Raw genomic sequence first — 22,787 nt, 5'->3', positions numbered from 1 at the left:
CCATGGAGAAACCGGGGTCAACCCGCGCCAAAGTGATCCCGGGCGTTCTCGACAGGGGCGTGGGCCGGGGTTAGAGCCTTAAAGCCAAGCCTGATCCGGAGAGGCCGCCGTGACGACCCAGAGTGCCGCAATACCCGCATTTCGACCGGCCGCAAGTAGCCCTGCGCTGACCGCCTCGCTGGCCGTCACCCTGATCGCGGCGGCGACGATCGCGGGGGCTTGGTTCTTCCAGCTCGTGCTGGAGATCCTGCCCTGTCCGCTCTGCCTCGAGCAGCGCTATGCCTATTATCTCGCGATCCCGCTCGGTGCGCTCACCATGCTTGCGGCCCGGAGCGGCGCGCCGCGGCCGCTGCTGCTGGCCGGGCTCGCGATCCTCGCGCTGGCGGCGCTCGCCAATGCCGGCCTCGGCACCTATCACTCGGGCGTCGAATGGGGGTTCTGGAAGGGCCCGACCGATTGTAGCGGGCCGGTCGTCAATCTCGGCAGCGCAGGCGATCTGCTGTCGCGGCTCGACACCGTCAAGGTGGTGCGCTGCGACGAGGTGCAGTGGCGTTTCCTCGGCCTCTCGCTCGCCGGCTACAACGTGCTGATCTCGCTGCTGATGGCCGCGATCGCCGCCTGGGGCTTTGTGCGGACGGCGCAGCGCGCGTAGTTAGATTGCGCTCTCACCTTCGTGTTGGAAGCCGAGATAGCTGGCCGCCACCCGCTCGTTCGCCGCGATATCGCTGGCCTTGCCGCTGAGCACGAACTCGCCGAGCTCCATCACATAGGCCTGGTCGGCGATCTTCAGCGCGGCCTGCGCATTCTGCTCGACCAGCAGCACGGAGACGCCGCTGGCGCGCAGCTCGGTGATGATGCGGAAAATATCGGCGACGATGATCGGCGCAAGGCCCAGGCTCGGCTCGTCCAGCATCAAGAGTTTGGGCGCGCCCATCAGCGCGCGGCCCATGGCGAGCATCTGCTGCTCGCCGCCGGAGAGCGTGCCGGCGAACTGCTTGCGCCGCTCCTTCAGCCGCGGAAACAGCGCATAGACCTGCTCCATCGAGGCCTTTGCCTTGCTTCTCTCGATGCGGAAAGCACCCAGCTCAAGATTGTCCTCGACATTCATGGTCACGAACAATTCGCGGTGCTCGGGCACGAGGCCAAGCCCCATCGCGACGCGGTCCTCGATGTCGAGCCGGGCCAGGTCCTGGCCGGCAAAGGCGACACGGCCCTTCAACGGCAGGATGCCCATGATGGCCGACAGCAGCGTGGTCTTGCCGGCGCCGTTGGCGCCGACGATGGTGACGATCTGGTTCTCGCCGACTTCGAGCGCGACCGAGCGCACGGCCTCGACCTTGCCATAGGCGACATGCGCGTCGGTGACGGACAACAGCGCGCTCATGCCGCCACTCCGAGATAGGCCTTGATCACTTCGGGATTGGTCTTGATCGTGGCGGGCGAGCCTTCCGCGATCTTGGTGCCGAAATCCAGTACGACGATGCGGTCGGCGAGATTCATCACAAAGCCCATGTCGTGCTCGACCAGCAGCACGCTCATGCCGCCGTCGCGCAGGTCGCGCAGCAGTTTCGCAAGCTGCTGCTTTTCCATGTGGCGCAGGCCGGCGGCGGGCTCGTCGAGCAGCAGCAGCATCGGATCGACGCACAGGGCGCGCGCGATCTCGACGATGCGCTGCTGGCCGAGCGACAATGATCCTGCGAGTTGATGCATCTGGTCGGCGAGGCCGACGCGCTCGATCTGGCGGGCGGCTTCCGCAAGCAGTTTTGCCTCATCGGCGCGGTCGAGACGCAGCATCGAGGCGAGCGGCCCGGAATGGCCGCGCAGATGCGCGCCGATCGCGACATTCTCCAGCACGGTCATGTCGGGGACGAGCTTGACGTGCTGGAAGGTTCTGCTGATGCCGAGCTTGACGATCTCCTGCGGCGGCGCGCGATCCACTTTCTTGCCGAGCACCGAGATCGAGCCCGAGGTCGCCGACAGCACGCCGGTGATCAGGTTGAAGGTGGTGCTCTTGCCGGCGCCGTTGGGGCCGATCAGCGCGACGATCTCGCGGGCCTGGACGTCGAAGGAGACGTTGTTGACCGCGACCACGCCGCCGAATTGTTTGCGGGCCTTCTCGACCTGAAGCAGCACGCTGGACTGGTCGGGCGAGCGGGGGCGCGCCTCGAGCTTCAGCGAGGTGTCCGGTTTCCTGCCACGGGTAGCCTCGGGCAGGAACGACATCAGCCAGGGCCAGACGCCGCCCGGCGCGAGCTGGAGCAGGGCCACCAGCATGATGCCGAACACGATGGTCTCGACCTGGCCGGAGCCGGGCACGATCAGCGGCAGATAGCTCTGCAGCACTTCCTTCAGGATCACGACGATGGCGGCGCCCAGCACACCGCCCCAGACATAGCCGGCGCCGCCGACCACCGCGATGAAGAGATATTCGATGCCGGCCTGCGCGCCGAACGGCGTCGGGTTCACCGCGCGCTGGAGATGCGCGTAGAGCCAGCCGGAGAGGCCGGCCAGCACGGCGGCGTGGATGAACACCAGGAGCTTTGCGCGCGGCGTGTGCACGCCGAACGCTTCGGCCGCGACATGGCCGCGCCGCAGCGCGCGGATGGCGCGGCCGGTGCGGGAATCCAGCAGGTTCATCGTGAGCAGGGCCGAGAGGATCACCGCGACCCAGATCGCAAAGTAGATCGAGCCGGGATCGAGCATCCTGAACGAGCCGATCGACAGCGGCGGGATCGCCGAGATGCCGTCGTTACGCCCGAGGAATTCGAGCTTGCTGAAGAGGTAGAACAGGCCGAGGCCCCAGGCCAGCGTGCCGAGCGGCAGGTAATGGCCTGAGAGGCGGACCGTAACCAGGCCGAGCAGCACCGCGAGCAATCCACTGACCACGAGCGACAGCGGCAAGGTCAGCCAGGGCGACAGGCCGTAAGCCGTCGTCAGCAGCGCCGTGGTGTAGGCGCCGAAGCCGACGAAAGCCGCTTGTCCGAACGAGGTCAGGCCTCCGACACCGGTGAGCAGCACGAGGCCCATCGCGACCAGCGCGGTGAGGCCGATATTGTCGAGCAGCACGATCCAGAACGGCGGCATGCCCGGGACGAACGGGATCGCCGCCATCAAGACTGCGAAGACGAGGATGGGAAGCCGACTCTGCATCTCAGCCTCAGTCCTTCTCTTCTTCGACGGCGGGCGCGGCGAGCGAGCGCAACAGCAGCACGGGGATCAGGAGCATGAACACGATCACCTCCTTGTAGTTGGAGGCATAGAAGGACGAGAACGCCTCGACGATGCCGACGAAGACGGCTGCGACCGCAGTGAGGGGATAGCTGACGAGGCCGCCGATGATCGCGGCGACAAAGCCCTTCAGGCCGATCAGGAAGCCCGAGTCATAGTAGAGCGTCGTGATCGGTACGATCATGATGCCCGACAACGCGCCGATGATGGAGGCCAGCAGGAAGGCGATCTGGCCCGACAGCGTAGTGCGGATGCCGGCGAGCCGCGCCCCTAGCCGGTTGACCGCGGTGGCGCGCAGTGCCTTGCCGTAAAGCGTGAGCCCGAAGAACAGCCAGAGCCCGACGATGAAGGCGATGGTGATGCCGTAGACCGTGAGGCTCTGGCCAGTGAAGCGCAGCGAGCCCGCGGTGAAGGCGCCGGATAACACCGGCGGTCCGCGCTGGCCTTCGGCGCCGAAGAATAGGAGGCCTAGTCCCTGCAGCGCGAGGTGGACGCCGACGGAGGCGATCAGCAGCACCAGCACCGAGGTGTGGGCCAGCGGCTGGAACGCGATGCGGTAGAGATAGAGGCCGATCATGGCCACGATCACCAGCGACAGCGCGATGCAGACCGCCACCGGCGGCTTCTGGCCGGCGAAGGTGATCGTCACCGCCAGCACGATGGCCGGCAGCACGATGTTGGCGAGGACGCTGCGGACGATCAGCCGGCCATGCAGCGCCTTGCGCGCCACGAACAGGTCGAAGGCGCAGGCGCCGATGCCCATGGCCAGCGCAAGCTTGGCCGTGCCCGGCATCTGGCCCGAGGCCAGCGAGGCATAGGTCAGCGCGCCATAGGTGACGAATTCGCCCTGGGGGATGAGGATGACGCGGGTGACGGCGAACACCAGCACCAGCGCCAGGCCGAGCAGCGCATAGATCGCGCCATTGGTAATGCCGTCCTGCAGCAGGAACAGCATGATGGTGGTGTTCAAGACCGGACGCTCCCCCTCAACGATCCGGACCGGTCTCCGCGATCGCGGCGGATGGTCCGTTCACAGCCATTGAAATACGCTGACGATATTTGATATGGTCCATAACAATTATCAAATATAATCTCAAGGGTAGCAAACGACCCGTCCCGAATTTAGCGGGATTGCGAGCATGAGGCGATGACCGTTTCCAAAACCGCTGAAAAGTCCTCCGAAAAGCCCGGTGACGCGACCAAGGGCCGCAAGGATGCCGCCGAGGGCCTGCCCGAAGCCCTCCAGCTCGGCGAGCTCTCGGAACAGCTCGGCTACGTGCTCAAGCGCGCCCAGCTCAAGGTGTTCGAGAACTTCCTGCGCTGCATGGCCTCGCTCCAGCTGACGCCGGCGCAGTTCTCGGTGCTGCTGCTGGTGGAGAAGAACCCGGGCCGTAACCAGACCGAGATCGCCTCCACCCTCGGCATCCTCCGGCCGAATTTCGTCGCCCTGCTCGACAATCTCGAGAGCCGCGACCTCTGCGCCCGGATCCGCTCCACCAACGACCGCCGCTCGCACATCCTGGTCTTGACCGACAAGGGCAAGGCCGTGCTGACGCGGGCGAAGAAACTCGTCGCCACCAAGCACGAGTCGCGGCTGAACGAGCTGCTGGGACAGGCGAACCGCGAAGCCCTGATCGCGATGCTGTCGAAGATCGCGAACGAGTTCTGAGGCCCGGCTGTCGGGCGGCCGATCCACATTCTCCGCTGTCATCGCCCGCGAAGGCAGGCGATCCAGTAATCCAGAGGCCGTAGTGGGATACGGAGAAGCCGCGGCGTACTGGATTCCCCGCCTTCGCGGGGAATGACACCGTCATTGAGGCTGGCGCGCCTCAATCCACCAAAATCACCCTGATATCGTTCACATTCGTCAGCGTCGGCCCAGGCAAGAGAAGATCCCCCGTCGCCTCGAAGAACGTCGTCGCGTCGTTGTTGTCCAGATACGCCTGCGGTGCGAGCCCCAGCGCTGTCATCTTCGCAAACGTCGCCGCATCGATCAGCGCGCCGGCGGGGTCGGTGGGATGGCCGGCGCCGCCGTCCGCGCCGTCGGTGTCACCGGCGAGTGCGGAGACGTTTGGCGTGTCCTTAAGCAGCCCGGCGAGCGCCAGCGCATATTCCTGGTTCGGGCCGCCGCGGCCATTGCCACGCACGGTCACCGTGAGCTCGCCGCCGGAGAGGATCGCGACGCGCTTGCCTTGCGCGCGGGCCTGCAGCGCGAGCCTGGCGTGTTCGGCGGCGACATCGCGGGCCTCGCCTTCGAGATCGGCGCCGAGATCGATGGTCTCGTAGCCGGCGTCCTTCGCGAGCTTCACCGCAGCGTCGAGCGATTGCTTCGGCCGCGCGATCAATTCGAAATGCGCGCGCGCAAAGGCGGCATCGCCCGGCTTGGCGCTTTCGTTGGCGGGATCGTCGAGCGCACGGCGCACGGCATCGTCGATGGCGAGCCTGTATTTTGCGACGATGGCGCGTGCGTCCGCGAGCGTGGTCGGATCGGGTACGGTCGGGCCCGAGGCGATCGCGGAAGGATCGTCATGCGGCACGTCGGAGATCGCGAGCGTCACGATCTCGGCGGCGTTCTGGCCTGCGCGCGCCAGCCGTCCGCCCTTGATGCGCGAGAGATGTTTTCGGACGATGTTCATCTCGCCGATCGGCGCGCCCGAGCGCAGCAGCGCCTTGTTGACCGCCTGCTTCTGCGCAAAGCTGATGCCGTCCACCGGCGCGATCCAGTTCGCCGAGCCGCCGCCGGTGAGCAGCACCAGCAGCAGATCGTCAGGTCCGGCTTCGCCCGCGAGCGCGAGCGTGTCGGCGGCGCCCTTGAGGCCAGCCTCATCCGGCACGGGATGGCCGGCCTCGACCACGCGGATGCGGCGTGTCGGCACGCCATAGCCGTGGCGCGTGGTGGCGATGCCGAGGAGCCGCTCCGGCGCGAGCTTGAGCGTGTCGAGATAATGCCGCTCCGCAGCCGCAGCCATCGCGGCCGCGCCCTTGCCGGCGGCGAGGCAGATCACGCGGCCCTTCGGCGCGGGGCGCAGATGCGGCGCCAGGATCGTGTTCGGATGGGCAGCGGCAACGGCGGCGTCGTAGAGAGCGCGGAGCAGGGGGCGTCGGTCGGTCATGACGAAGGCCTTCAGCAAACTCGTGGGCAGACTAGAGCTGTGGCGAGAACGTCGCCATGCCCCTGCCTAGCGCATCGGGCGCGAAAGGGTAAGCAGGCTTTACCATCATTCGATTGTGCAATCGCGTGATGATAATCAGCGGACAGCAAAAGCCCCCTGCGATCATCTCGCAGGGGGCTTGCTATCGTCGTATTGGATGCGACTAGCCGCCGACGTCGGCGCTGATCACGTCGCCGAACAGATCCCACTTCTCGCCCTTGAACCGCTCGAGCTGGAGCTGGCTGATCGGCGCAAAGTCGGTCGCGGAGGTGTTGATCTGGATACCCGGCAGCAGCACCTCGGTGCGGAAGTTCTTCAGGCTCGCCGCCTGCTTCATGACGTTCTCGCGCGTGAGATCGTCGCCGCACTGCTTCAGGATCTGGACCAGCGTCTGAGCCACGCCGTAGCCGACGATGGTGCCGTGATCGAGCTTGTCGCCTTCAGGGAAGTATTTGGTCATGAAGGCGAGGAAGTCCTTCATGCCGGGATCGTTGTTCCACTGCGGATCCGAAACGTCCTTGAGATAGTCGGCGGAGATGATGTCCTGTGCATTCTCGAAGCCCGCGGGCTTGAGCACGCTGCCGACCGAACCCGAGACGTTATTGAGGAAGTGCAGCGGCTTCCAGCCGACCTCGGCGACCTTCTTGATCGCTTGCGCTGCGAATTTCGGCGTCGTGATGTTCATGAACACGTCGGCGCCGGTCGATTTCAGCCTGACGATATGGTTGTCGATGGTCGGCTCCGAGGTCTCGTAGCTTTCCTCGGCAACGATCATCGACGCGGCCTTGGCACCTAAGCCGTCCTTCAGGCCCTTGAGATAGTCCTTGCCGTAGTCGTCGTTCTGGAACAGCACCGCGATCTTGGCGTCCGGCTTGTTCTTGAGCAGCCATTTCGCATAGATCTGCGTCTCGCTCTGGTAGGACGGCTGCCAGCCCATCGTCCACGGGAAGTTCTGCGGATCGTTCCATTTGGTGGCGCCGGTGGCGACCAGGATCTGCGGCACCTTCTTCGAGTTCATGTATTTCTGGATCGCCGAGTTCGACGGCGTGCCGAGCGAGTTGAAGATGAACAGCACCTCGTCGCTCTCGACCAGCTTGCGCGCCTGCTCGACCGCCTTCGGCGGCGAATAGGCGTCGTCATAGGAGACGAAGTTGATCTTGCGGCCGTTGATGCCGCCTTCCTCGTTGATCTTCTTGAAATAGGCGGCTTCGGTCCGCCCGATGATGCCGTAGGCGGAGGCCGGTCCGCTGTAGGGCATGATGTTGCCGACCTTGATCTCGGTATCGGTCGCGCCGGTATCGTATTTCTTCTGGGCCGATGCGGTGGAGGTCGCGGCTGCAATGAGCGCGAGCGCCAGTGACGCGGCCGCAAGCTTGCCGGTGACAGCGGGCATTCCAATCTCCCTATTTTCTTGGTGTGTGTGCGCTCCTTTTTTTGCCTTGATTGTTTTTGGCGACGCGGCCGCAATTCAATACGATTTGCCTGATGGCTTCAACAGAAAGCCCCCGCGATGGCCTCGCCGGGGCTGCTCCTTTAGTAGTCAGGGCCACCGCAATTCGTCATGTGCGGCTGCGAGAAGGAGGGACTGCCTGGAGTTGCTTTAAATGTTATATGCTATTTTGAGTTGATCGCCTTAATGACCGAGGTCACTCGAGATGATTTCGCCGAACAATTCCCACGTCTTGCCCTTGAATCGCATCATCTGCAGCTGCTCGATCGGCGCGAAATTGTCGGGCGCGGTGTTGATCTTGATGCCGGGCAGCAGCGTGTCCGGCTCGAAGTCTTTCAGGCTCGCCGCCTGCTTCATGATGTTGTCGCGGGTGAGGTTGTCGCCGCACATCTGCAGCACCTTCACCATGGTCTGCGCTGCGGCATAGCCGAACACCACGCCGGCATCGAGCTTGTTGGCCTTCGGATCGAACTGCGCGACGAAGTTGTAGAACCGCTTCATGCGGTCATCGGCGTTCCATTGCGGGTCGGAACCGTCCTTGGTGTAGCTCGCCGACAAAATGCCTTGCGAGATCTCGAAGCCCGCCGGCTCGATCACGCCGCCAACGGACGCCGAGACGTTGGAGACGATGTGCATCGGGTGCCAGTTGATCTCGGCCACCTTCTTGATCGCTTGCGCCGCGAATTTCGGCGTGGTGATGCTGATGAAGACGTCCGCGCCCGCGGCCTTCAGCTTCACGACGTGCTCGTCGATCGCAGGCTCCGAGGTGTCGTACGGCTCCTCCATCACGATCATCGAGGCCTTGGCGCCGAGCCCGTCCTTCAGCCCCTTCAGATAGTCCTTGCCGAAATCGTCGTTCTGGTAGAGCACGCCGATCTTGCCGTCCGGCTTTTCCTTCAGGATGTACTTGGCGTAGATCTTGGCTTCGCTGGCGTAGCTCGGCTGCCAGCCCATGGTCCACGGGAAGTTCTGCGGATCGTTCCATTTCGAGGCGCCGCTCGCCACGAACAATTGCGGCACCTTCTTCTCGTTCATGTATTTGCGGATGGCGCCGTTGGTTGAGGTTCCGACCGAGCCGAAGATCAGCAGGACGTTGTCGCTCTCGACCAGCTTGCGCGCCTGTTCCACCGTCTTCGGCGGCGAATAGGCATCATCATAGGAGATGAACGTGATCTTGCGGCCGCTGATGCCGCCCTCGGCATTGACCTTGTTGAAATAGGCCTCCTCGGTCTTGCCGATCACGGCAAAGGCGGAGGCTGGGCCGCTATAGGGCATGATGTTGCCGATCTTGATCTCGGTATCGGAAGCGCCGCGGTCGTAGGACTTCTGTGCCAGCGCGGGATTGCTCATCGCAGTGCACAATGCGAATGCGGCCGAAAGCGCCGCAACCTGAAATCGAACGACAGTCATTGCTCTCCTACCCCACCTGGATCGGCGTCGCATTGAACAAGATTGATGCACGACGTCAACAAAAAGCCCCCGCGGGAGCCGCGGGGGCTTTTCAATCTTGGACTGGTGCGTCAGCGCGTCATTCGGGGGCGACGTCGCCGTTCAGGATGTCGCCGAACTGTTCCCACTTCTCGCCCTTGAACCGCTGCATCTGCAGCTGGCTGATCGGGGCGAAGTCGTTCGGTCCGGTGTTGATCTTGACGCCGGGCAGCAGGGTGTCCGGCGTAAAATCCTTCAGGCTCGCCGCCTGCTTCATCAGATTGGCGCGGGTGAGATCGTCGCCGCACTGTTCCAGCGCCTTGACCAGGGTCTGCGCGGCGCCGTAGCCGTAGACGACGCTGGAGTCGGTCTTGTCTGCGCCGGGCATATACTTGTCGAGGAACTCCACCCACTTCTTCATGGCGGCATCGTCAGCCCAGCGCGGATCAGCGCCGTCCTTGGCATAGGCCGCCGACAGCACGCCCTGCGCGGCCTCGAAGCCCGCCGGCTTCATCACGCTGCCGACCGAGGCCGACACGTTGGTGATGATCTGCAGCGGTTTCCAGCCGAGCTCGGCGGTCTTCTTGATGGTCTGGGCGCCGAACTTCGGCGTCGTGTAGATCAAGAGCACGTCGGGATTGGCGGCCTTGATCTTGACGATGTGACCGTCGATCGACGGCTCGGAGACCTCATAGCTCTCTTCCAGGATGATGGCCGACGCAGCCTTGGCGCCAAAGCCGTCCTTGGTGCCCTTGAGGTAGTCTTTGCCGAAATCGTCGTTCTGATAGAGGATCGCGACCTTGGCGTCGGGCTTCTCCTTGAGCAGCCACTTCGCGTAGATCTGCGCTTCGCTCTGATAGGAGGGCTGCCAGCCCATGGTCCAGGGGAAGTTCTTCGGGTCGTTCCACTTGGTGGCGCCGGTGGCGACGAACAGCTGCGGGATCTTCTTGGCGTTGAGGTATTTCTGGATCGCGGTGTTCGAGGGCGTGCCGAGCGGATTGAACACGGCGAGCACCTCGTCGCTTTCGACCAGCTTGCGGACCTGCTCGACTGCCTTGGGCGGCGAATAGCCGTCGTCATAGGTGACGTAGACGATCTTGCGGCCGTTGATGCCGCCCTTGTCGTTGATCATCTTGAAATAGGCTTCTTCGGTCTTGCCGATGATGCCATAGGCCGACGCCGGACCGCTGTACGGCATGATGTTGCCGATCTTGATCTCGGTATCGGACGCGCCGGTGTCGTATTTCTTCTGAGCGAGTGCTGCGCCGGAGGTGAGGGTCGCGACCGCCGTTAACAGCGCGGTGGTTCGCAGTGTTCTTCCGAAAGACAATTTGGTCTCCTTCCTTAATTGAATGGTTTCAGTTTTTTCTGAGCCGTCCGGCGAGTTGCTGGCCCAGGATCGCGACTTGCCTTGCGCCATGCGGCACGAGGTAGATGACGAGGAACAGGAGCACGCCGAACACGGCGCCGGAGAGGCCCTTGGAGATGCCCTCCGCGATGTTCGGCACGAAGATGATGAAGGCGGCACCGACAATCGAGCCGGGCAACCAGCCGACACCGCCGACGACCATGCCGAGGAACAGCTGGATCGCGAGCGTGATGGTGAAGCTGTCGGGCGCGACGAACTGCACCGCGATGGCGCTCAGGCCCCCCGCGACGCCGGTGATGCCGGCGGAGACGCCGAAGGCCAGCGTCTTGTACAGCGCGACATTGACGCCCATGGCGGAGGCCGCGATCTCGTTGTCGCGGATCGCCATGAAGGCGCGGCCCGACCGGGAGCGCAAGAGGTTCACCGAGAAGACGTAGATCGCGAGCACAACGACGAGCGTGAAATAATACAGCCACATGTCCTGCGACATCTTCAGTCCGAACGGCGCATCGGGCTTGGTGACGACGAGGCCCTGCACGCCGCCTGTCCACGGCTCGAGGAAGTTCAGCTTGAGCAGCTGGGGCATCGCGGTTGCGAGCGCAAAGGTCGCAAGCGCAAGGTACACGCCGGAGAGCCGCAGCGCCGGCTGGCCGAACAGGAAGCCCACGCCGAAGCAGAGCACGCCCGCGACCGGCAGGCAGAGGAAGTAGGGGATGTTGAACTGCTCCATCATCACCGCGGTGATGTAGGCGCCGATGCCGTAGAACGCGCTCTGGCCGAGCGAGAACTGGCCCGAGCCGCCGGTCAGGATATTCAGCGCCAGCACGGCCAGGCCCAGATACAACAGCTGGGTCAGCTGGAAGATCACGAAGTTCTTCGCAAACAGCGGAACGGCGATGAGCAGCAACAGCACCACCACCGAGGTGCCGGTGCCCAGCGTCATGGCGCGCTTCGGAACGGCTTCGACCGCCTCGTGGCCTTCGGCGACGACTTCTTCTGCTGCGCTCATGATCAAACTCGCTTGACGATGTGCCGGCCGAACAGACCAGCGGGTTTGACGACCAGGACGGAGATGATCAGCGCGAGCGCGATCGGGAGTTTCAGTTCGTTGCCGACGCCGGGGATGTAGGTGCCGGCGAGGTTCTCGAAGATGCCGACCAGGAAGCCGCCGACCACGGCGCCGAGCGGGCTCGTCAATCCGCCAAGCACGGCTGCGGCAAAGCCGTAGATCAGCACGCCGCCCATCATGTTGGGCTCGAGGAACACGACGGGAGCAATCAGCATGCCGGCGATCGCGCCAATCGCGGTCGCCATGCCCCAGCCGAGCGCGATCATCCAGGAGGTGTTGATGCCGACCAGGCGTGCCGATTCAGGCACCGAGGCGGCCGCGCGCATGGCAAGGCCGATCCTTGTGTACTGGAAGAAGAAATAGAGGCCGAGCAGCAGCAGCACGGTGACGCCGATCATGCCGGCCTGGTGGGTCGAGATCAGCTGGCTGCCGAGGAACGGCGAGGAGCCGAACGGGGTCGGATATTGCTTGATGGTGAAGTCCCAGATCAGGCCGGCCGACGAGTTGATGATCGCAAACAGCGCGATGAAGCCGGCGACGTTGGTCAGCACCGGCGCCTTTGCAAGCGGCTTGAACAGGATGCGCTCGATCGCGATGCCGGCGACGAAGGAGAGCGCCAGCGTGATCACGAAGGCGCCCCAATAGGGCACGCCCCATTGCATCAGCTGCCAGGAGATGAAGGTCGAGAACATCGCCATCTCGCCCTGCGCGAAGTTGAGATGGTCGATCGCCTGGTAGATCATCACCACCGCGAGCGCCATGCAGGCGTAGATGGCGCCCGTGGCAATCCCGGCCAGGACCTGGTTGGTAAACAGTTCCATTGTCCCGGCTCCTCAGTAACCCAGATAGGATTTGCGGATTTCTTCGTTGTTCGCGATGTCCTTGGCATTGCCCGACATCACGATACGGCCGGTCTCGATCACATAGGCCTGGTCGGCGAGCTCGAGCGCGAGCTGGGCGTTCTGCTCGACCACCAGGATCGACACCTTGTCCTCGCGGTTGATCTTGCCGAGGATGCCGAACAGGTCGCGCACCACCAGCGGCGCCAGGCCAAAGGACGGCTCGTCGAGCAGCATCAGCCGCGGCCGCAGCATCAGCGCACGCGCAACCGCGAGCATCTGCTGCTCGCCGCCGGACAGCGTGCCGGCCTGCTGGGTGTGTCGCTGCTTCAGCACCGGGAAATGCGCATACATGCGCTCGATGTCGGAGACGATGCCGGCATTGTCCTTGCGGGTGATGGCACCGAGCTGGAGGTTCTCCTCCACCGTCATGGTGGTGAAGGTGCCGCGGCCCTGCGGCACATGGGCAATGCCGAAGCGCACGATGCTTTCGGTCGATTTGTTGTTCAGCGGCTTGCCGTCGAACTCGATGCCGCCGGTGGAGCGCACCATGTTGCAGATCGCGCGCAAGGTCGTGGTCTTGCCGGCGCCGTTGGCACCGAGCAGCGTCGTCAGCGAGCCCTCGTTGAGCGAGAAGGAGAGGCCGTGGAGCGCCTGGACCTGGCCGTAATAGGCGCGCAGGTCCTTGACGTTGAGCAGCGTCGTCATTGGTCCTTGCTCCCGAGATAGGCCTTGATGACGTCGGGATCCGCCTGCACCTGGGCCGGCGTGCCTTCCGCGAGCTTTTTGCCGAAATTGAGCGCGACGACGTGATCGGCGATCGACATCACGAGGCCCATGTGGTGCTCGACCAGCAGCACCGTCATGTGGCGCTCATCCCGGATTTTGCGGATGAGGTCGCCGAGGACGTAGACCTCTTCGTGGTTGAGGCCGCCGGCGGGTTCGTCGAGCAGCAGGATCTTCGGGTCCGCTGCCAGCGCCCGCGCCAGTTCGACGCGCTTCTGCGTGCCGAAGGGCAGGCCGGAGACGATGGTATGAGCGACGTCCTCGAGGTCGAGATAGGCGAGGATCTCGTGCACCTTCTTGTTCACGCTGGTTTCGCTGCGGCGAATCCAGGCGAGCCGCAGCGAGTCGCTGATGATGTCGGAGGAGGTGCGGGCATGGGTGCCGACGCGGACATTGTCCATCACCGAGAGGTTCGGAAACAGCGCCACGTTCTGGAAGGTGCGGCCGATGCCGATCTCTGCGATCCGGTGCGGCGGCCGCGTCAAAATGCTCGCGCCTTCCATCAGGATGTCGCCGGACGAGGGCTGGTACAGGCGCGAGAGACAGTTGAAGAGCGTGGTCTTGCCGGCGCCGTTGGGGCCGATCAGTCCGAGGATCTGGCCCTGGTGCATGTCAAAGGACACGCCGTTGAGCGCGACGATGCCACCGAACACGACGCTGACGTCGCGAACGGCGAGCAGGGGCGATGTCCCCTGCGCGAGCTGTGCCTGCGTCATGTCGTCTCGCCCACGGACGTCAGTGGGCGATGGTGCGATGCGAACCGCTCCCGATGATGACTAAGGCTATCTGAATCCCTCGGCCACACGCGCAACTTTTCCTCCTGATTTCAGCTTTTTGCTGACTTCTTTTTTGGATTGCGGCATCAGACCCCCAAGTGCCGCTTCGATGTTCCTTACCATCGCCAGCAGTCGCGGTCCAATGTCGTTGATCAAGCGCTCTTCCGTGAAGCGGAATGCCGGTGCGCCGCAATTGAATGCGTAGGGACCGGTTCCGTCGTTGAGCTTGAGCGCGACGCCGGCGGCGCCGATGTCGTCGTGCCAGTCGCCAACGGACAGCGCGAAACCGTATTTCGCAACCGTCTCGCCGGAACGCTCCAGCCCGTCGCGCATCTTGGGCCAGCGGCTGCCGTAATGTTCGCGCAGGATGCGCGTCACTTCGGCGCGGTCCTCGTCGCCGAGCGCCCAGAAGTAGGCGCGGCCCATCGCACTGGTTGCAATCGGGACGCGGGAGCCGACGTCGAGTTGAACGCCGACCGTCTCGCTGCCACGGCTTTGCCCGAAATAGATCATGCTATGGCGGTCGCGGCCGCCGATTGCGACGGCGCCGCCGGTGGCGCGCATCATTTCCTCGCGAAACGGCTCGGACAAATGCCGAACGCCGAGATTGGCCAGCGCCGCGTAACCGAGTGCCATCGCGGCCGGCGCCAGCTGGTACTTCTCGAAACGGGGAACCGGTGTCAGATAGCCGAGCTTCGTCAGCGTGTAGGTCAGCCGCGAAACCGTCGGCTTCGGCAGGTTGGTGCGGGAGGCAATCTCCTGATTGCCGAGAAGTCCGTCACTGGGTTGGAATGCTCGCAATACGTCAAGCCCGCGGGAAAGCGCGACGACGAAATTCCGATCGGTCGCGGTCTTCTTTCCTGTACGCTTCATCCCTGATCTGCTCTTGCGCGGAGTCGTTGACAAGCCACGTGCTTCAAAATAACCCTGCCGTCAAGATGCGGAATTAAATTCCGCACCGCGAAATCGAACAAAAGTAAATCCCCACCAAGGAGGGAAACCGTGAGCGAAGTGGTCAAGCTTGAGCGTCATGACGAAGTCGGGATCGTCACGGTCAATAGCCCTCCGGTCAATGCGCTGAGTGCCGCAGTCCGCGGCGGTATCCTGGAGTGCATCAAGGCCGCCATCGCCGATCCCGCGATCAAGGGCATCGTGCTGACCTGCGCCGGGCGCACCTTCATTGCTGGCGCCGACATCACCGAATTCGGCAAGCCGCCGAAGCCGCCCGGCCTCGCCGAAGTGCTGGTCGAGATGGAGAACTCGCCGAAGCCGATCGTGGCGGCGATCCACGGCACCGCGCTCGGCGGCGGCCTCGAGGTCGCGTTGGCCTGTCATTTCCGCGTGGCTGTCAAAGAGGCAAAGCTCGGCCTGCCCGAGGTGAAGCTCGGCCTGCTGCCGGGCGCCGGCGGCACCCAGCGCCTGCCGCGCGCGGTCGGTCCCGAGCTCGCCGTCAAGATGATCGTCGGCGGCGATCCGATTGGCGCCGCCGAAGCGCTGAAGAATGGCCTGATCGAGGAGATCGTCGAGGGCCCGGCCTCCGGCGGCGAGGCCTTCGTCCGCAAGCTGCTGGCCGAGAAGCGCCCGCTGCGCCGCCTGCGCGACGACGATTCCAAGATCGCGGCGGCCAAGGCCGACCGTTCGATCTTCACCAATGCGGTTGCCGCCATGACCAAGAAGTCGCGCGGCCTGGAAGCGCCGTTCGCGGCGGCCGACGCCGTCGGTGCGGCGATCGACCTGCCGTTCGACGAAGGTCTGAAAAAGGAGCGCGAGGGCTTCCTCAAGCTCATGGCCAGCGACCAGTCCAAGGCGCAGCGTTATGCCTTCTTCGCCGAGCGCGAGGCCAACAAGATCGCGGGCGTCCCCGAAGGCACCAAGTCGCGTCCCGTCAACCGTGTTGCCATTCTTGGCGCCGGCACCATGGGCGGCGGCATCGCGATGTCCTTTGCCAATGCCGGCATCCCCGTCACCCTGATCGAGACCGGCGAGGAGCAGCTCAAGCGCGGCATGGGCGTCATGCAGAAGAACTGGGAAGCAACCGCCGCGCGCGGCGGCATCCCGGCGGACGCGCCCGCCAAGCGCATGGCGCTGATCAACGGCGTGGTCGGCATCGAGAACGTCGGCGACGCCGACCTCGTGATCGAGGCCGTGTTCGAGACCATGGCGGTAAAGCAGGAAGTGTTCGGCAAGCTCGACCAATACGTCAAGCCTGGTGCCGTGCTCGCCTCCAACACCTCGTACCTGAACATCGACGAGATCGCGAAGGCGACCAAGCGTCCGCAGGACGTGCTCGGCATGCACTTCTTCTCGCCGGCCAACGTCATGAAGTTGTGCGAGATCGTGCGCGCGGACAAGACCGCGCCGGATGCGCTTGTCACCGCCGTGAGCATCGCCCGCAAGATTGCGAAGGTGCCGGCCGTGGTCGGTGTCTGCGACGGCTTTGTCGGCAACCGCATGCTGGCCCAGCGCGGCAAGCAGTCGGAAAAGCTCTTGTTCGAAGGCGCACTGCCGCAGCAGGTCGACGCCGTGGTGACAAAATTCGGCATGCCGATGGGACCGTTCGCGATGGGCGATCTCGCCGGCCTCGACATCGGCTGGCGCTCGCGCAAGGACCGCGGCATCAAGTCGGAGATCGCGGATGCGCTCTGCGAAGCCGGCCGCTTCGGCCAGAAGACCGGCAAGGGCTACTACAAGTATGAAGCGGGCTCCCGCGCGCCGATGCCCGATCCGGAGGTCGAGAAGCTGATCGACGAGACGCTGCTGCGTCTCGGCCGCAAGAAGCGAATCGTCAGCGACGACGAGATCCTCGAGCGCATGATGTACCCGATGATCAACGAGGGCGCGAAGATCCTCGAAGAGGGTATCGCGGCGCGTCCCTCCGACATCGACGTGGTCTGGCTCTACGGCTATGGCTGGCCGATCTATCGCGGTGGCCCGATGTTCTGGGCCGACACCGTCGGTCTGAAGCACATCGCCGACCGTCTCGCCTTCTACGCCAAGGAGACCAACGACCCGAGCCTCGAGCCCGCCCCGCTGCTGAAGAAGCTCGCGGCGGAGGGCAAGACGTTCGCGTCACTCGCTGCGGCGTCGAAGGCGGCTTGATCTGATTGGCGGTGGCCGCGACCTCTTCCTCCGAGGCACACTTTCTCCGTTCCCTCCCCCCTTGCGGGGGAGGGTCAGGGAGGGGGGTAGCCCCGGGCGAGGTCGGAGTTTGTGGCTACCCCCTTCCCCAACCCCTCCCCGCAAGGGGGAGGGGAGCCCATCCGCCGGTGCCCGCTTCACACGACACCGTCACGACCTCTTTGCAGAGTATCGACCGTCAATGACCCATCCCGGCGAACAGTTTTACCCCGAGGGCGTGCATTGGGACGACACCATCGTCCAGGGCACGCTGCCTGACCTGCTCTCGACGGCCGCCGCCAATTACGGCCCGCGGACCGCGCTGGAATTTCGCGATCGTCCGATCACCTATACCGAGCTCGCGGCCATGGCGGAGCGCGCGGCGGCTGCGTTCCTGCGCGCCGGCTGCGGCAAGAACACCTCTGTTGCGCTGTTCCTCGGCAACACGCCCGATCACCCCGTCAATTTCTTCGGCGCGCTGAAGGCAGGCAGCCGGGTTGCGCACCTCTCGCCGCTCGACGGCGAGATCGCGCTGACGCACAAGGTCTCCGATTCCGGCTCGCGCCTGCTGGTCACGTCGAACCTCCAGGCCCTGCTGCCGACTGCGCTGAAGTTTCTGGAGAAGGGGCTGATCGATCGCCTCGTCGTCTGCGAGGACGATAATTGGGGCAAGGTCGGCACGCCGCAGGCGGCGATCCCTGATGATCCCCGCATCGTCACCTTCAAGGCCTTCGTCGAAGGCGCGCCGCTGCCGGCGCAATGGCCCACTGTGGCGGTCGATGACGTCGCGCTGCTGCAATATACCGGCGGCACCACCGGCCTGCCGAAGGGCGCGATGCTGACGCACGGCAATCTTACCTCCGCCGTATCGATCTACGACGTCTGGGGCAAACCGGGACGTGCCGCGCGCGGTGACGCCATCGAGCGCGTGATCTGCGTGCTGCCGCTGTTCCACATCTATGCGCTCACCGTCGTGCTGCTGTCCTCGCTCAGCCGAGGCAATCTGATCTCGCTGCACCAGCGCTTCGACGTCGAAGCCGTGATGCGCGATATCGAGGTCAAGCGCGCGACCTATTTCCCGGGCGTGCCGACGATGTGGATCGCGATCGCCGCGCTCCCCAATCTCGACAAGCGCGACTTCTCCTCGCTCACCGCCATCGGCTCCGGCGGTGCGCCGCTGCCGGTCGAGGTTGCGAGCTTCTTCGAGCGCAAGGTCGGCAAGAAGCTCAAGAGCGGCTGGGGCATGACCGAGACCTGCTCGCCCGGCACCGGTCATCCGCCGGTTGGCCCGGACAAGCCGGGCTCGATTGGGCTGATGCTGCCCGGCATCGAGCTCGACGTCGTCTCGCTGGAAGATCCCGCAAAAGTGCTGCCGCCGGGCGAAGTCGGCGAGATCCGCATCAAGGGCCCGAACGTCACCAAGGGCTATTGGAACAAGCAGAAGGACGCCGCGGAGTATTTCTCCGACGGCCGCTTCCTCACCGGCGACATCGGCTATGTCGACACCGACGGCTATTTCTTCCTGGTCGACCGCAAGAAGGACATGATCATCTCCGGCGGCTTCAACGTCTATCCGCAGATGATCGAGCAGGCGATCTACACCGTACCCGGCGTGCACGAGGTGATCGTGCTCGGCATTCCCGATCAGTATCGCGGCGAGGCCGCAAAGGCCTTCATCAAGCTGAAGCCAGACGCAAAGCCGTTCTCGCTCGACGAGCTGCGCGCGCAGCTCACCGGCAAGGTCGGCAAGCACGAATTGCCGGCGGCGGTCGAGTTCGTCGACGATCTGCCGCGCACGCCGGTCGGAAAGCTGTCGCGCCACGAATTGCGCCAGCAGCAGAAACCATCACAATCCACTCCACACGCATCAGGAGGTCGCTCTTGACCGACGCCGTCATCGTTTCCACCGCCCGCACCCCGATTGGCAAGGCCTATCGCGGCATGCTCAACGCCACCGAGGGCGCGACGCTGCTCGGCCATGCCATCGGCGAAGCCGTCGCGCGCGCAAAAGTCGATCCGAAGGAGATCGAGGATGTCGTGATGGGCGCAGCGCTCCAGCAGGGCGCGACCGGCGGCAACATCGCGCGCAAGGCGCTGCTTCGTGCCGGCCTGCCCGTCACCGTCGCCGGCACCACGATCGACCGTCAATGCGCCTCGGGCCTGCAGGCGATCGCGCTTGCCGCACGCTCGGTGATCTTCGACGGTGTCGAGGTCGCGGTCGGCGGCGGCGGCGAGTCGATCAGCCTCGTGCAGAACGACAAGATGAACGGCTTCCACGCGCAGGATCCCGCGCTGCTCAAGATCAAGGGCGAAGTCTACATGCCCATGATCGACACCGCCGAAATCGTTGCCAAGCGCTACGGCATCTCGCGCGAGAAGCAGGACGAATATTCGCTGGAAAGCCAGCGCCGCACCGCCGCAGCGCAACAGGGCGGCAAGTTCAAGGACGAGCTCGCGCCGATCACCACGCAGATGGCGATTACCGACAAGGCTACTGGCGCTGTATCGATGAAGGAAGTGACGCTGTCGCAGGACGAAGGTCCGCGCCCCGAGACCACCGCTGAAGGCCTCGCCGGCCTGAAAGCCGTTCGCGGCGAAGGGTTTTCGATCACTGCCGGCAACGCCAGCCAGCTTTCGGACGGCGCCAGCGCCTCCGTGATCATGAGCGACAAGGAAGCGGCCAAGCGCGGCCTCAAGCCGCTCGGCATCTTCCGCGGCTTCGTCTCCGCCGGCTGCGAGCCGGACGAGATGGGCATCGGCCCGGTGTTCGCCGTGCCGCGCCTGCTCAAGCGCCACGGCCTCAAGGTCGACGACATCGACCTCTGGGAGCTCAACGAAGCCTTCGCGGTGCAGGTGCTCTATTGCCGCGACAAGCTCGGCATCGACCCCGAGAAGATCAACGTCGACGGCGGCGCGATTGCGGTCGGTCATCCCTACGGCATGTCGGGCGCGCGCCTGACCGGCCACGCCCTGATCGAAGGTCGCCGCCGCAAGGCCAAGTATGCGGTCGTCACCATGTGCGTCGGCGGCGGCATGGGCGCGGCCGGCCTGTTCGAGGTTTTGCAGTAATTCACAGGAGGATCCGATGGATCTCGCATTTACGAAAGAAGAGCAGGCGTTTCGCGAGGAAGTGCGATCATTCTTCCGCGACAACGTGCCGCCGGATACGCGGCGCAAGCTGGTCGAGGGCCGCCACCTCTCGAAGGACGAGATGGTGACGTGGTGGCGCATCCTCAACAAGAAGGGCTGGGGCACCAGCCACTGGCCGACGCAATATGGCGGCACGGGCTGGACCTCGGTGCAGCACTACATTTTCAACGAGGAGCTGCAGTCCTATCCGGCGCCGCAGCCGCTCGCCTTCGGCGTCAGCATGGTCGGCCCCGTCATCTACACCTTCGGCAATGAAGAGCAGAAGAAGAAGTATCTGCCGCGCATCGCCAATGTCGACGATTGGTGGTGCCAGGGCTTCTCTGAACCCGGCTCCGGCTCCGACCTCGCCTCGCTCAAGACCAAGGCCGAGCGCAAGGGCGACAAGTGGATCATCAACGGCCAGAAGACCTGGACGACGCTGGCCCAGCACGCCGACATGATCTTCTGCCTCTGCCGCACCGACGCCAGCGCCAAGAAGCAGATGGGCATCTCCTTCATCGTGTTCTCGATGAAGTCGAAGGGCGTCACCGTACGCCCGATCCAGACCATCGACGGCGGCGTCGAGGTCAACGAGGTGTTCTTCGACGACGTCGAGGTGCCCTACGAGAACCTGATCGGCGAGGAGAACAAGGGCTGGGATTACGCCAAATTCCTGCTCGGCAATGAGCGTACCGGCATCGCCCGGGTCGGCGTGTCCAAGGAGCGGCTGCGCCGCATCCGCGATTTGGCCGGCAAGGTTGAATCCGGCGGCAAGCCGATCATCCAGGACGCAGCCTTCCGCGAGAAGCTTGCGGCCTGCGAGATCGAGCTGAAGGCGCTCGAGCTCACGCAGCTGCGCGTCGTCGCCGACGAAGGCAAGCACGGCAAGGGCAAGCCCAATCCGGCCTCCTCGGTGCTGAAGATCAAGGGCTCCGAGATCCAGCAGACCACCACCGAGCTGCTCATGGAAGTGATCGGCCCGTTCGCGGCTCCTTACGATGTGCATGGCGACGACGGCTCCAACGAAGCCATGGAATGGACCGCCCAGATCGCGCCGAGCTACTTCAACAACCGCAAGGTCTCGATCTACGGCGGCTCCAACGAGATCCAGCGCAACATCATCGCCAAGGCAGTGCTGGGGCTGTGAGTCTTTCTTCTCCCTCGCCCCGCTCCTGCGGGGAGAGGGTTGGGGTGAGGGGCCTCTCTCCGCGCGACATTTGTGACTTGAGGAAACAGAGATGGATTTTGATTTGACCGAGGAGCAGCGGCTCCTGAAGGACAGCATCGACGGCCTGCTGACCGATTCCTACGATTTCGAGAGCCGCAAGAAGTACATGAAGGAGAAGGGCGGCTGGAGCAAAGTCGTCTGGGGCAAGCTCGCCGAGCAGGGTCTGCTTGGTCTGCCTTTCAGCGAGGCCGATGGCGGCTTCGGCGGCGGCGGCGTCGAGACCATGATCGTGATGGAAGCGCTCGGCAAGGCGCTGGTGCTCGAGCCGTATCTGGCGACCGTCGTGATCGGCGGCGGCTTCCTGCGCCATGCCGGCACCGACGCGCAGAAGGCCGCGCATGTGCCAGGGATCGTCGACGGCAGCAAGACGCTGGCGTTCGCCCAGCTCGAAAAGAACTCGCGCTACGACCTGTTCGACGTCGCCACGACGGCGAAGAAGAAGGGCGACGGCTGGGTCATCGACGGCGAAAAATTCGTCGTGCTCAACGGTGAGAACGCCGACACGCTCATCGTCACCGCGCGCACCAAGGGCGACCGCCGCGACACCAGCGGGATCGGCGTGTTCCTGGTGCCGGCGAATGCCAAGGGCGTGACGAAGAAGTCGTACCCGACGCAGGACGGCCTGCACGCCGCCGACATCACCTTCACGGGTGTCGAGGTCGGCGCGGACGCTGCGATCGGCAACCCCGATGACTCGCTCGCGCTGATCGAGCGCGTGGTGGACGAAGCCCGCGTCGCGCTCTGCGCCGAAGCGGTCGGTCTGATGGACGAGTCGCTCAAGACCACGGTCGAGTACATCAAGACGCGCAAGCAATTTGGCGTCGCGATCGGCTCGTTCCAGTCGCTCCAGCACCGCGCCTCCGACATGTTCGTCGCGGCCGAGCAGGCGCGCTCGATGTCGATGTTCGCGACCATGGCGGGTGATTTCGAGGACGCCAAGGAGCGCTCCAACGCCATCGCCGCCGCCAAGGTGCAGATCGGCAAGTCGCTGAAATTCGTCGGCCAGCAGTCGATCCAGCTCCACGGCGGGATCGGCATGACCATGGAGGCGAAGATCGGCCACTACTTCAAGCGCCTCACCATGATCGAGAACACCTTCGGCGACACCGACTACCACCAGCGCCGCGTCGCGGATGCGGGTGGGCTGGTCTGAACTGTCATCCCGGGGCATCGCGAAGCGATGAGCCCGGGATCCATCGTGCAACATAACGCGCGG

At 64.4% G+C, this 22,787-nt stretch carries 19 protein-coding genes; 7 read left to right on the top strand and 12 right to left on the bottom strand.

Going from position 1 to position 22,787, the window contains the following annotated elements; translation table 11 throughout:
- Positions 1 to 109: 109 nt before the first annotated feature.
- Positions 110 to 652, top strand: coding sequence for a disulfide bond formation protein B (locus ACLFLU_RS37190; RefSeq protein ID WP_426409615.1), 543 nt, complete (start codon positions 110 to 112; stop codon positions 650 to 652).
- Here the strand turns inward: ACLFLU_RS37190 and ACLFLU_RS37185 are convergent, their stop codons facing one another.
- Genes ACLFLU_RS37185 through ACLFLU_RS37175 form a run of 3 tightly spaced genes read right to left on the bottom strand, consistent with a single transcriptional unit; the run spans position 653 to position 4,198 of the window.
- Positions 653 to 1,384 (bottom strand): ABC transporter ATP-binding protein, encoded by a 732-nt coding sequence (locus ACLFLU_RS37185; protein WP_426409614.1) that lies wholly within the window; start codon positions 1,382 to 1,384, stop codon positions 653 to 655.
- Positions 1,381 to 3,150, bottom strand: a complete 1,770-nt coding sequence (locus ACLFLU_RS37180) for an ABC transporter permease subunit (protein WP_426409613.1) — start codon at positions 3,148 to 3,150, stop codon at positions 1,381 to 1,383. Before ACLFLU_RS37180 ends, ACLFLU_RS37185 begins: the two co-directional genes overlap by 4 nt.
- A gap of 7 nt (positions 3,151 to 3,157) precedes the next feature.
- Positions 3,158 to 4,198 (bottom strand): branched-chain amino acid ABC transporter permease, encoded by a 1,041-nt coding sequence (locus ACLFLU_RS37175; protein WP_426409612.1) that lies wholly within the window; start codon positions 4,196 to 4,198, stop codon positions 3,158 to 3,160.
- Between the two features lie 177 nt (positions 4,199 to 4,375).
- Here ACLFLU_RS37175 and ACLFLU_RS37170 point away from each other — a divergent pair, with 177 nt between their 5' ends.
- Positions 4,376 to 4,897 (top strand): MarR family winged helix-turn-helix transcriptional regulator, encoded by a 522-nt coding sequence (locus ACLFLU_RS37170; RefSeq protein ID WP_426409611.1) that lies wholly within the window; start codon positions 4,376 to 4,378, stop codon positions 4,895 to 4,897.
- A gap of 160 nt (positions 4,898 to 5,057) precedes the next feature.
- Here the strand turns inward: ACLFLU_RS37170 and ACLFLU_RS37165 are convergent, their stop codons facing one another.
- From ACLFLU_RS37165 to ACLFLU_RS37125, 9 genes are all read right to left on the bottom strand, one after another.
- Positions 5,058 to 6,341, bottom strand: a complete 1,284-nt coding sequence (locus tag ACLFLU_RS37165) for a glycerate kinase type-2 family protein (protein ID WP_426409610.1) — start codon at positions 6,339 to 6,341, stop codon at positions 5,058 to 5,060.
- Positions 6,342 to 6,543: 202 nt separating this feature from the next.
- Positions 6,544 to 7,773, bottom strand: a complete 1,230-nt coding sequence (locus tag ACLFLU_RS37160) for an ABC transporter substrate-binding protein (RefSeq protein ID WP_426409609.1) — start codon at positions 7,771 to 7,773, stop codon at positions 6,544 to 6,546.
- Positions 7,774 to 8,013: 240 nt separating this feature from the next.
- Positions 8,014 to 9,240: an ABC transporter substrate-binding protein gene (locus tag ACLFLU_RS37155; protein WP_426409608.1), complete on the bottom strand. Its 1,227-nt coding sequence runs from the start codon at positions 9,238 to 9,240 to the stop codon at positions 8,014 to 8,016.
- Between the two features lie 118 nt (positions 9,241 to 9,358).
- Positions 9,359 to 10,588: an ABC transporter substrate-binding protein gene (locus tag ACLFLU_RS37150; RefSeq protein WP_426409607.1), complete on the bottom strand. Its 1,230-nt coding sequence runs from the start codon at positions 10,586 to 10,588 to the stop codon at positions 9,359 to 9,361.
- 28 nt (positions 10,589 to 10,616) lie between these two features.
- Positions 10,617 to 11,636, bottom strand: a complete 1,020-nt coding sequence (locus tag ACLFLU_RS37145) for a branched-chain amino acid ABC transporter permease (RefSeq protein ID WP_426409606.1) — start codon at positions 11,634 to 11,636, stop codon at positions 10,617 to 10,619.
- 2 nt (positions 11,637 to 11,638) lie between these two features.
- Positions 11,639 to 12,517, bottom strand: coding sequence for a branched-chain amino acid ABC transporter permease (locus ACLFLU_RS37140; RefSeq protein WP_426409605.1), 879 nt, complete (start codon positions 12,515 to 12,517; stop codon positions 11,639 to 11,641).
- A gap of 12 nt (positions 12,518 to 12,529) precedes the next feature.
- On the bottom strand, positions 12,530 to 13,243 hold the full coding sequence (locus ACLFLU_RS37135) for an ABC transporter ATP-binding protein (RefSeq protein WP_212298422.1): 714 nt from the start codon (positions 13,241 to 13,243) through the stop codon (positions 12,530 to 12,532).
- The gene (locus ACLFLU_RS37130) at positions 13,240 to 14,037 is read right to left on the bottom strand and encodes an ABC transporter ATP-binding protein (RefSeq protein ID WP_426409604.1); all 798 of its coding nucleotides are present in this window, start codon (positions 14,035 to 14,037) and stop codon (positions 13,240 to 13,242) included. Before ACLFLU_RS37130 ends, ACLFLU_RS37135 begins: the two co-directional genes overlap by 4 nt.
- A gap of 66 nt (positions 14,038 to 14,103) precedes the next feature.
- Positions 14,104 to 14,970 carry an IclR family transcriptional regulator gene (locus ACLFLU_RS37125; RefSeq protein WP_148773582.1) on the bottom strand — a complete coding sequence of 289 codons (867 nt, stop codon included), beginning with the start codon at positions 14,968 to 14,970 and terminating at the stop codon, positions 14,104 to 14,106.
- A gap of 129 nt (positions 14,971 to 15,099) precedes the next feature.
- Between ACLFLU_RS37125 and ACLFLU_RS37120 the strand changes: the two genes are divergently transcribed.
- The 5 genes from ACLFLU_RS37120 to pimD all read left to right on the top strand — a co-directional run bounded on the left by ACLFLU_RS37120 (position 15,100) and on the right by pimD (position 22,724).
- A complete protein-coding gene (locus tag ACLFLU_RS37120; RefSeq protein ID WP_426409603.1) occupies positions 15,100 to 17,196 on the top strand; it encodes a 3-hydroxyacyl-CoA dehydrogenase NAD-binding domain-containing protein in 2,097 nt (698 codons plus the stop codon).
- A gap of 220 nt (positions 17,197 to 17,416) precedes the next feature.
- Positions 17,417 to 19,099: a dicarboxylate--CoA ligase PimA gene (pimA, locus tag ACLFLU_RS37115; protein ID WP_426409602.1), complete on the top strand. Its 1,683-nt coding sequence runs from the start codon at positions 17,417 to 17,419 to the stop codon at positions 19,097 to 19,099.
- Entirely contained in the window at positions 19,096 to 20,283 is a 1,188-nt protein-coding gene (locus tag ACLFLU_RS37110) for an acetyl-CoA C-acyltransferase (RefSeq protein WP_426409601.1), read from the top strand. Before pimA ends, ACLFLU_RS37110 begins: the two co-directional genes overlap by 4 nt.
- A gap of 16 nt (positions 20,284 to 20,299) precedes the next feature.
- Positions 20,300 to 21,490 carry a pimeloyl-CoA dehydrogenase large subunit gene (gene pimC / locus ACLFLU_RS37105; protein WP_426409600.1) on the top strand — a complete coding sequence of 397 codons (1,191 nt, stop codon included), beginning with the start codon at positions 20,300 to 20,302 and terminating at the stop codon, positions 21,488 to 21,490.
- 91 nt (positions 21,491 to 21,581) lie between these two features.
- A complete protein-coding gene (gene pimD, locus ACLFLU_RS37100; protein WP_426409599.1) occupies positions 21,582 to 22,724 on the top strand; it encodes a pimeloyl-CoA dehydrogenase small subunit in 1,143 nt (380 codons plus the stop codon).
- The last annotated feature ends 63 nt before the right edge of the window (positions 22,725 to 22,787 follow it).

It is taken from the genome of Bradyrhizobium ganzhouense, from assembly GCF_049949285.1.
Lineage (GTDB): Bacteria > Pseudomonadota > Alphaproteobacteria > Rhizobiales > Xanthobacteraceae > Bradyrhizobium > Bradyrhizobium ganzhouense.
This window is presented reverse-complemented; position numbering and strand designations above follow the sequence as displayed.

Bases quoted from the DNA above. Each gene is read 5' to 3' on its own strand.
- pimD (WP_426409599.1), top strand. From the start codon at position 21,582: ATGGATTTTGATTTGACCGAGGAGCAGCGGCTCCTGAAGGACAGCATC.
- ACLFLU_RS37140 (WP_426409605.1), bottom strand. From the start codon at position 12,517: ATGGAACTGTTTACCAACCAGGTCCTGGCCGGGATTGCCACGGGCGCC.
- ACLFLU_RS37165 (WP_426409610.1), bottom strand. From the start codon at position 6,341: ATGACCGACCGACGCCCCCTGCTCCGCGCTCTCTACGACGCCGCCGTT.
- ACLFLU_RS37145 (WP_426409606.1), bottom strand. From the start codon at position 11,636: ATGAGCGCAGCAGAAGAAGTCGTCGCCGAAGGCCACGAGGCGGTCGAA.
- ACLFLU_RS37135 (WP_212298422.1), bottom strand. From the start codon at position 13,243: ATGACGACGCTGCTCAACGTCAAGGACCTGCGCGCCTATTACGGCCAG.
- ACLFLU_RS37155 (WP_426409608.1), bottom strand. From the start codon at position 9,240: ATGACTGTCGTTCGATTTCAGGTTGCGGCGCTTTCGGCCGCATTCGCA.
- ACLFLU_RS37160 (WP_426409609.1), bottom strand. From the start codon at position 7,773: ATGCCCGCTGTCACCGGCAAGCTTGCGGCCGCGTCACTGGCGCTCGCG.
- pimA (WP_426409602.1), top strand. From the start codon at position 17,417: ATGACCCATCCCGGCGAACAGTTTTACCCCGAGGGCGTGCATTGGGAC.
- ACLFLU_RS37125 (WP_148773582.1), bottom strand. From the start codon at position 14,970: ATGAAGCGTACAGGAAAGAAGACCGCGACCGATCGGAATTTCGTCGTC.
- ACLFLU_RS37170 (WP_426409611.1), top strand. From the start codon at position 4,376: ATGACCGTTTCCAAAACCGCTGAAAAGTCCTCCGAAAAGCCCGGTGAC.
- ACLFLU_RS37185 (WP_426409614.1), bottom strand. From the start codon at position 1,384: ATGAGCGCGCTGTTGTCCGTCACCGACGCGCATGTCGCCTATGGCAAG.
- ACLFLU_RS37180 (WP_426409613.1), bottom strand. From the start codon at position 3,150: ATGCAGAGTCGGCTTCCCATCCTCGTCTTCGCAGTCTTGATGGCGGCG.
- ACLFLU_RS37130 (WP_426409604.1), bottom strand. From the start codon at position 14,037: ATGACGCAGGCACAGCTCGCGCAGGGGACATCGCCCCTGCTCGCCGTT.
- pimC (WP_426409600.1), top strand. From the start codon at position 20,300: ATGGATCTCGCATTTACGAAAGAAGAGCAGGCGTTTCGCGAGGAAGTG.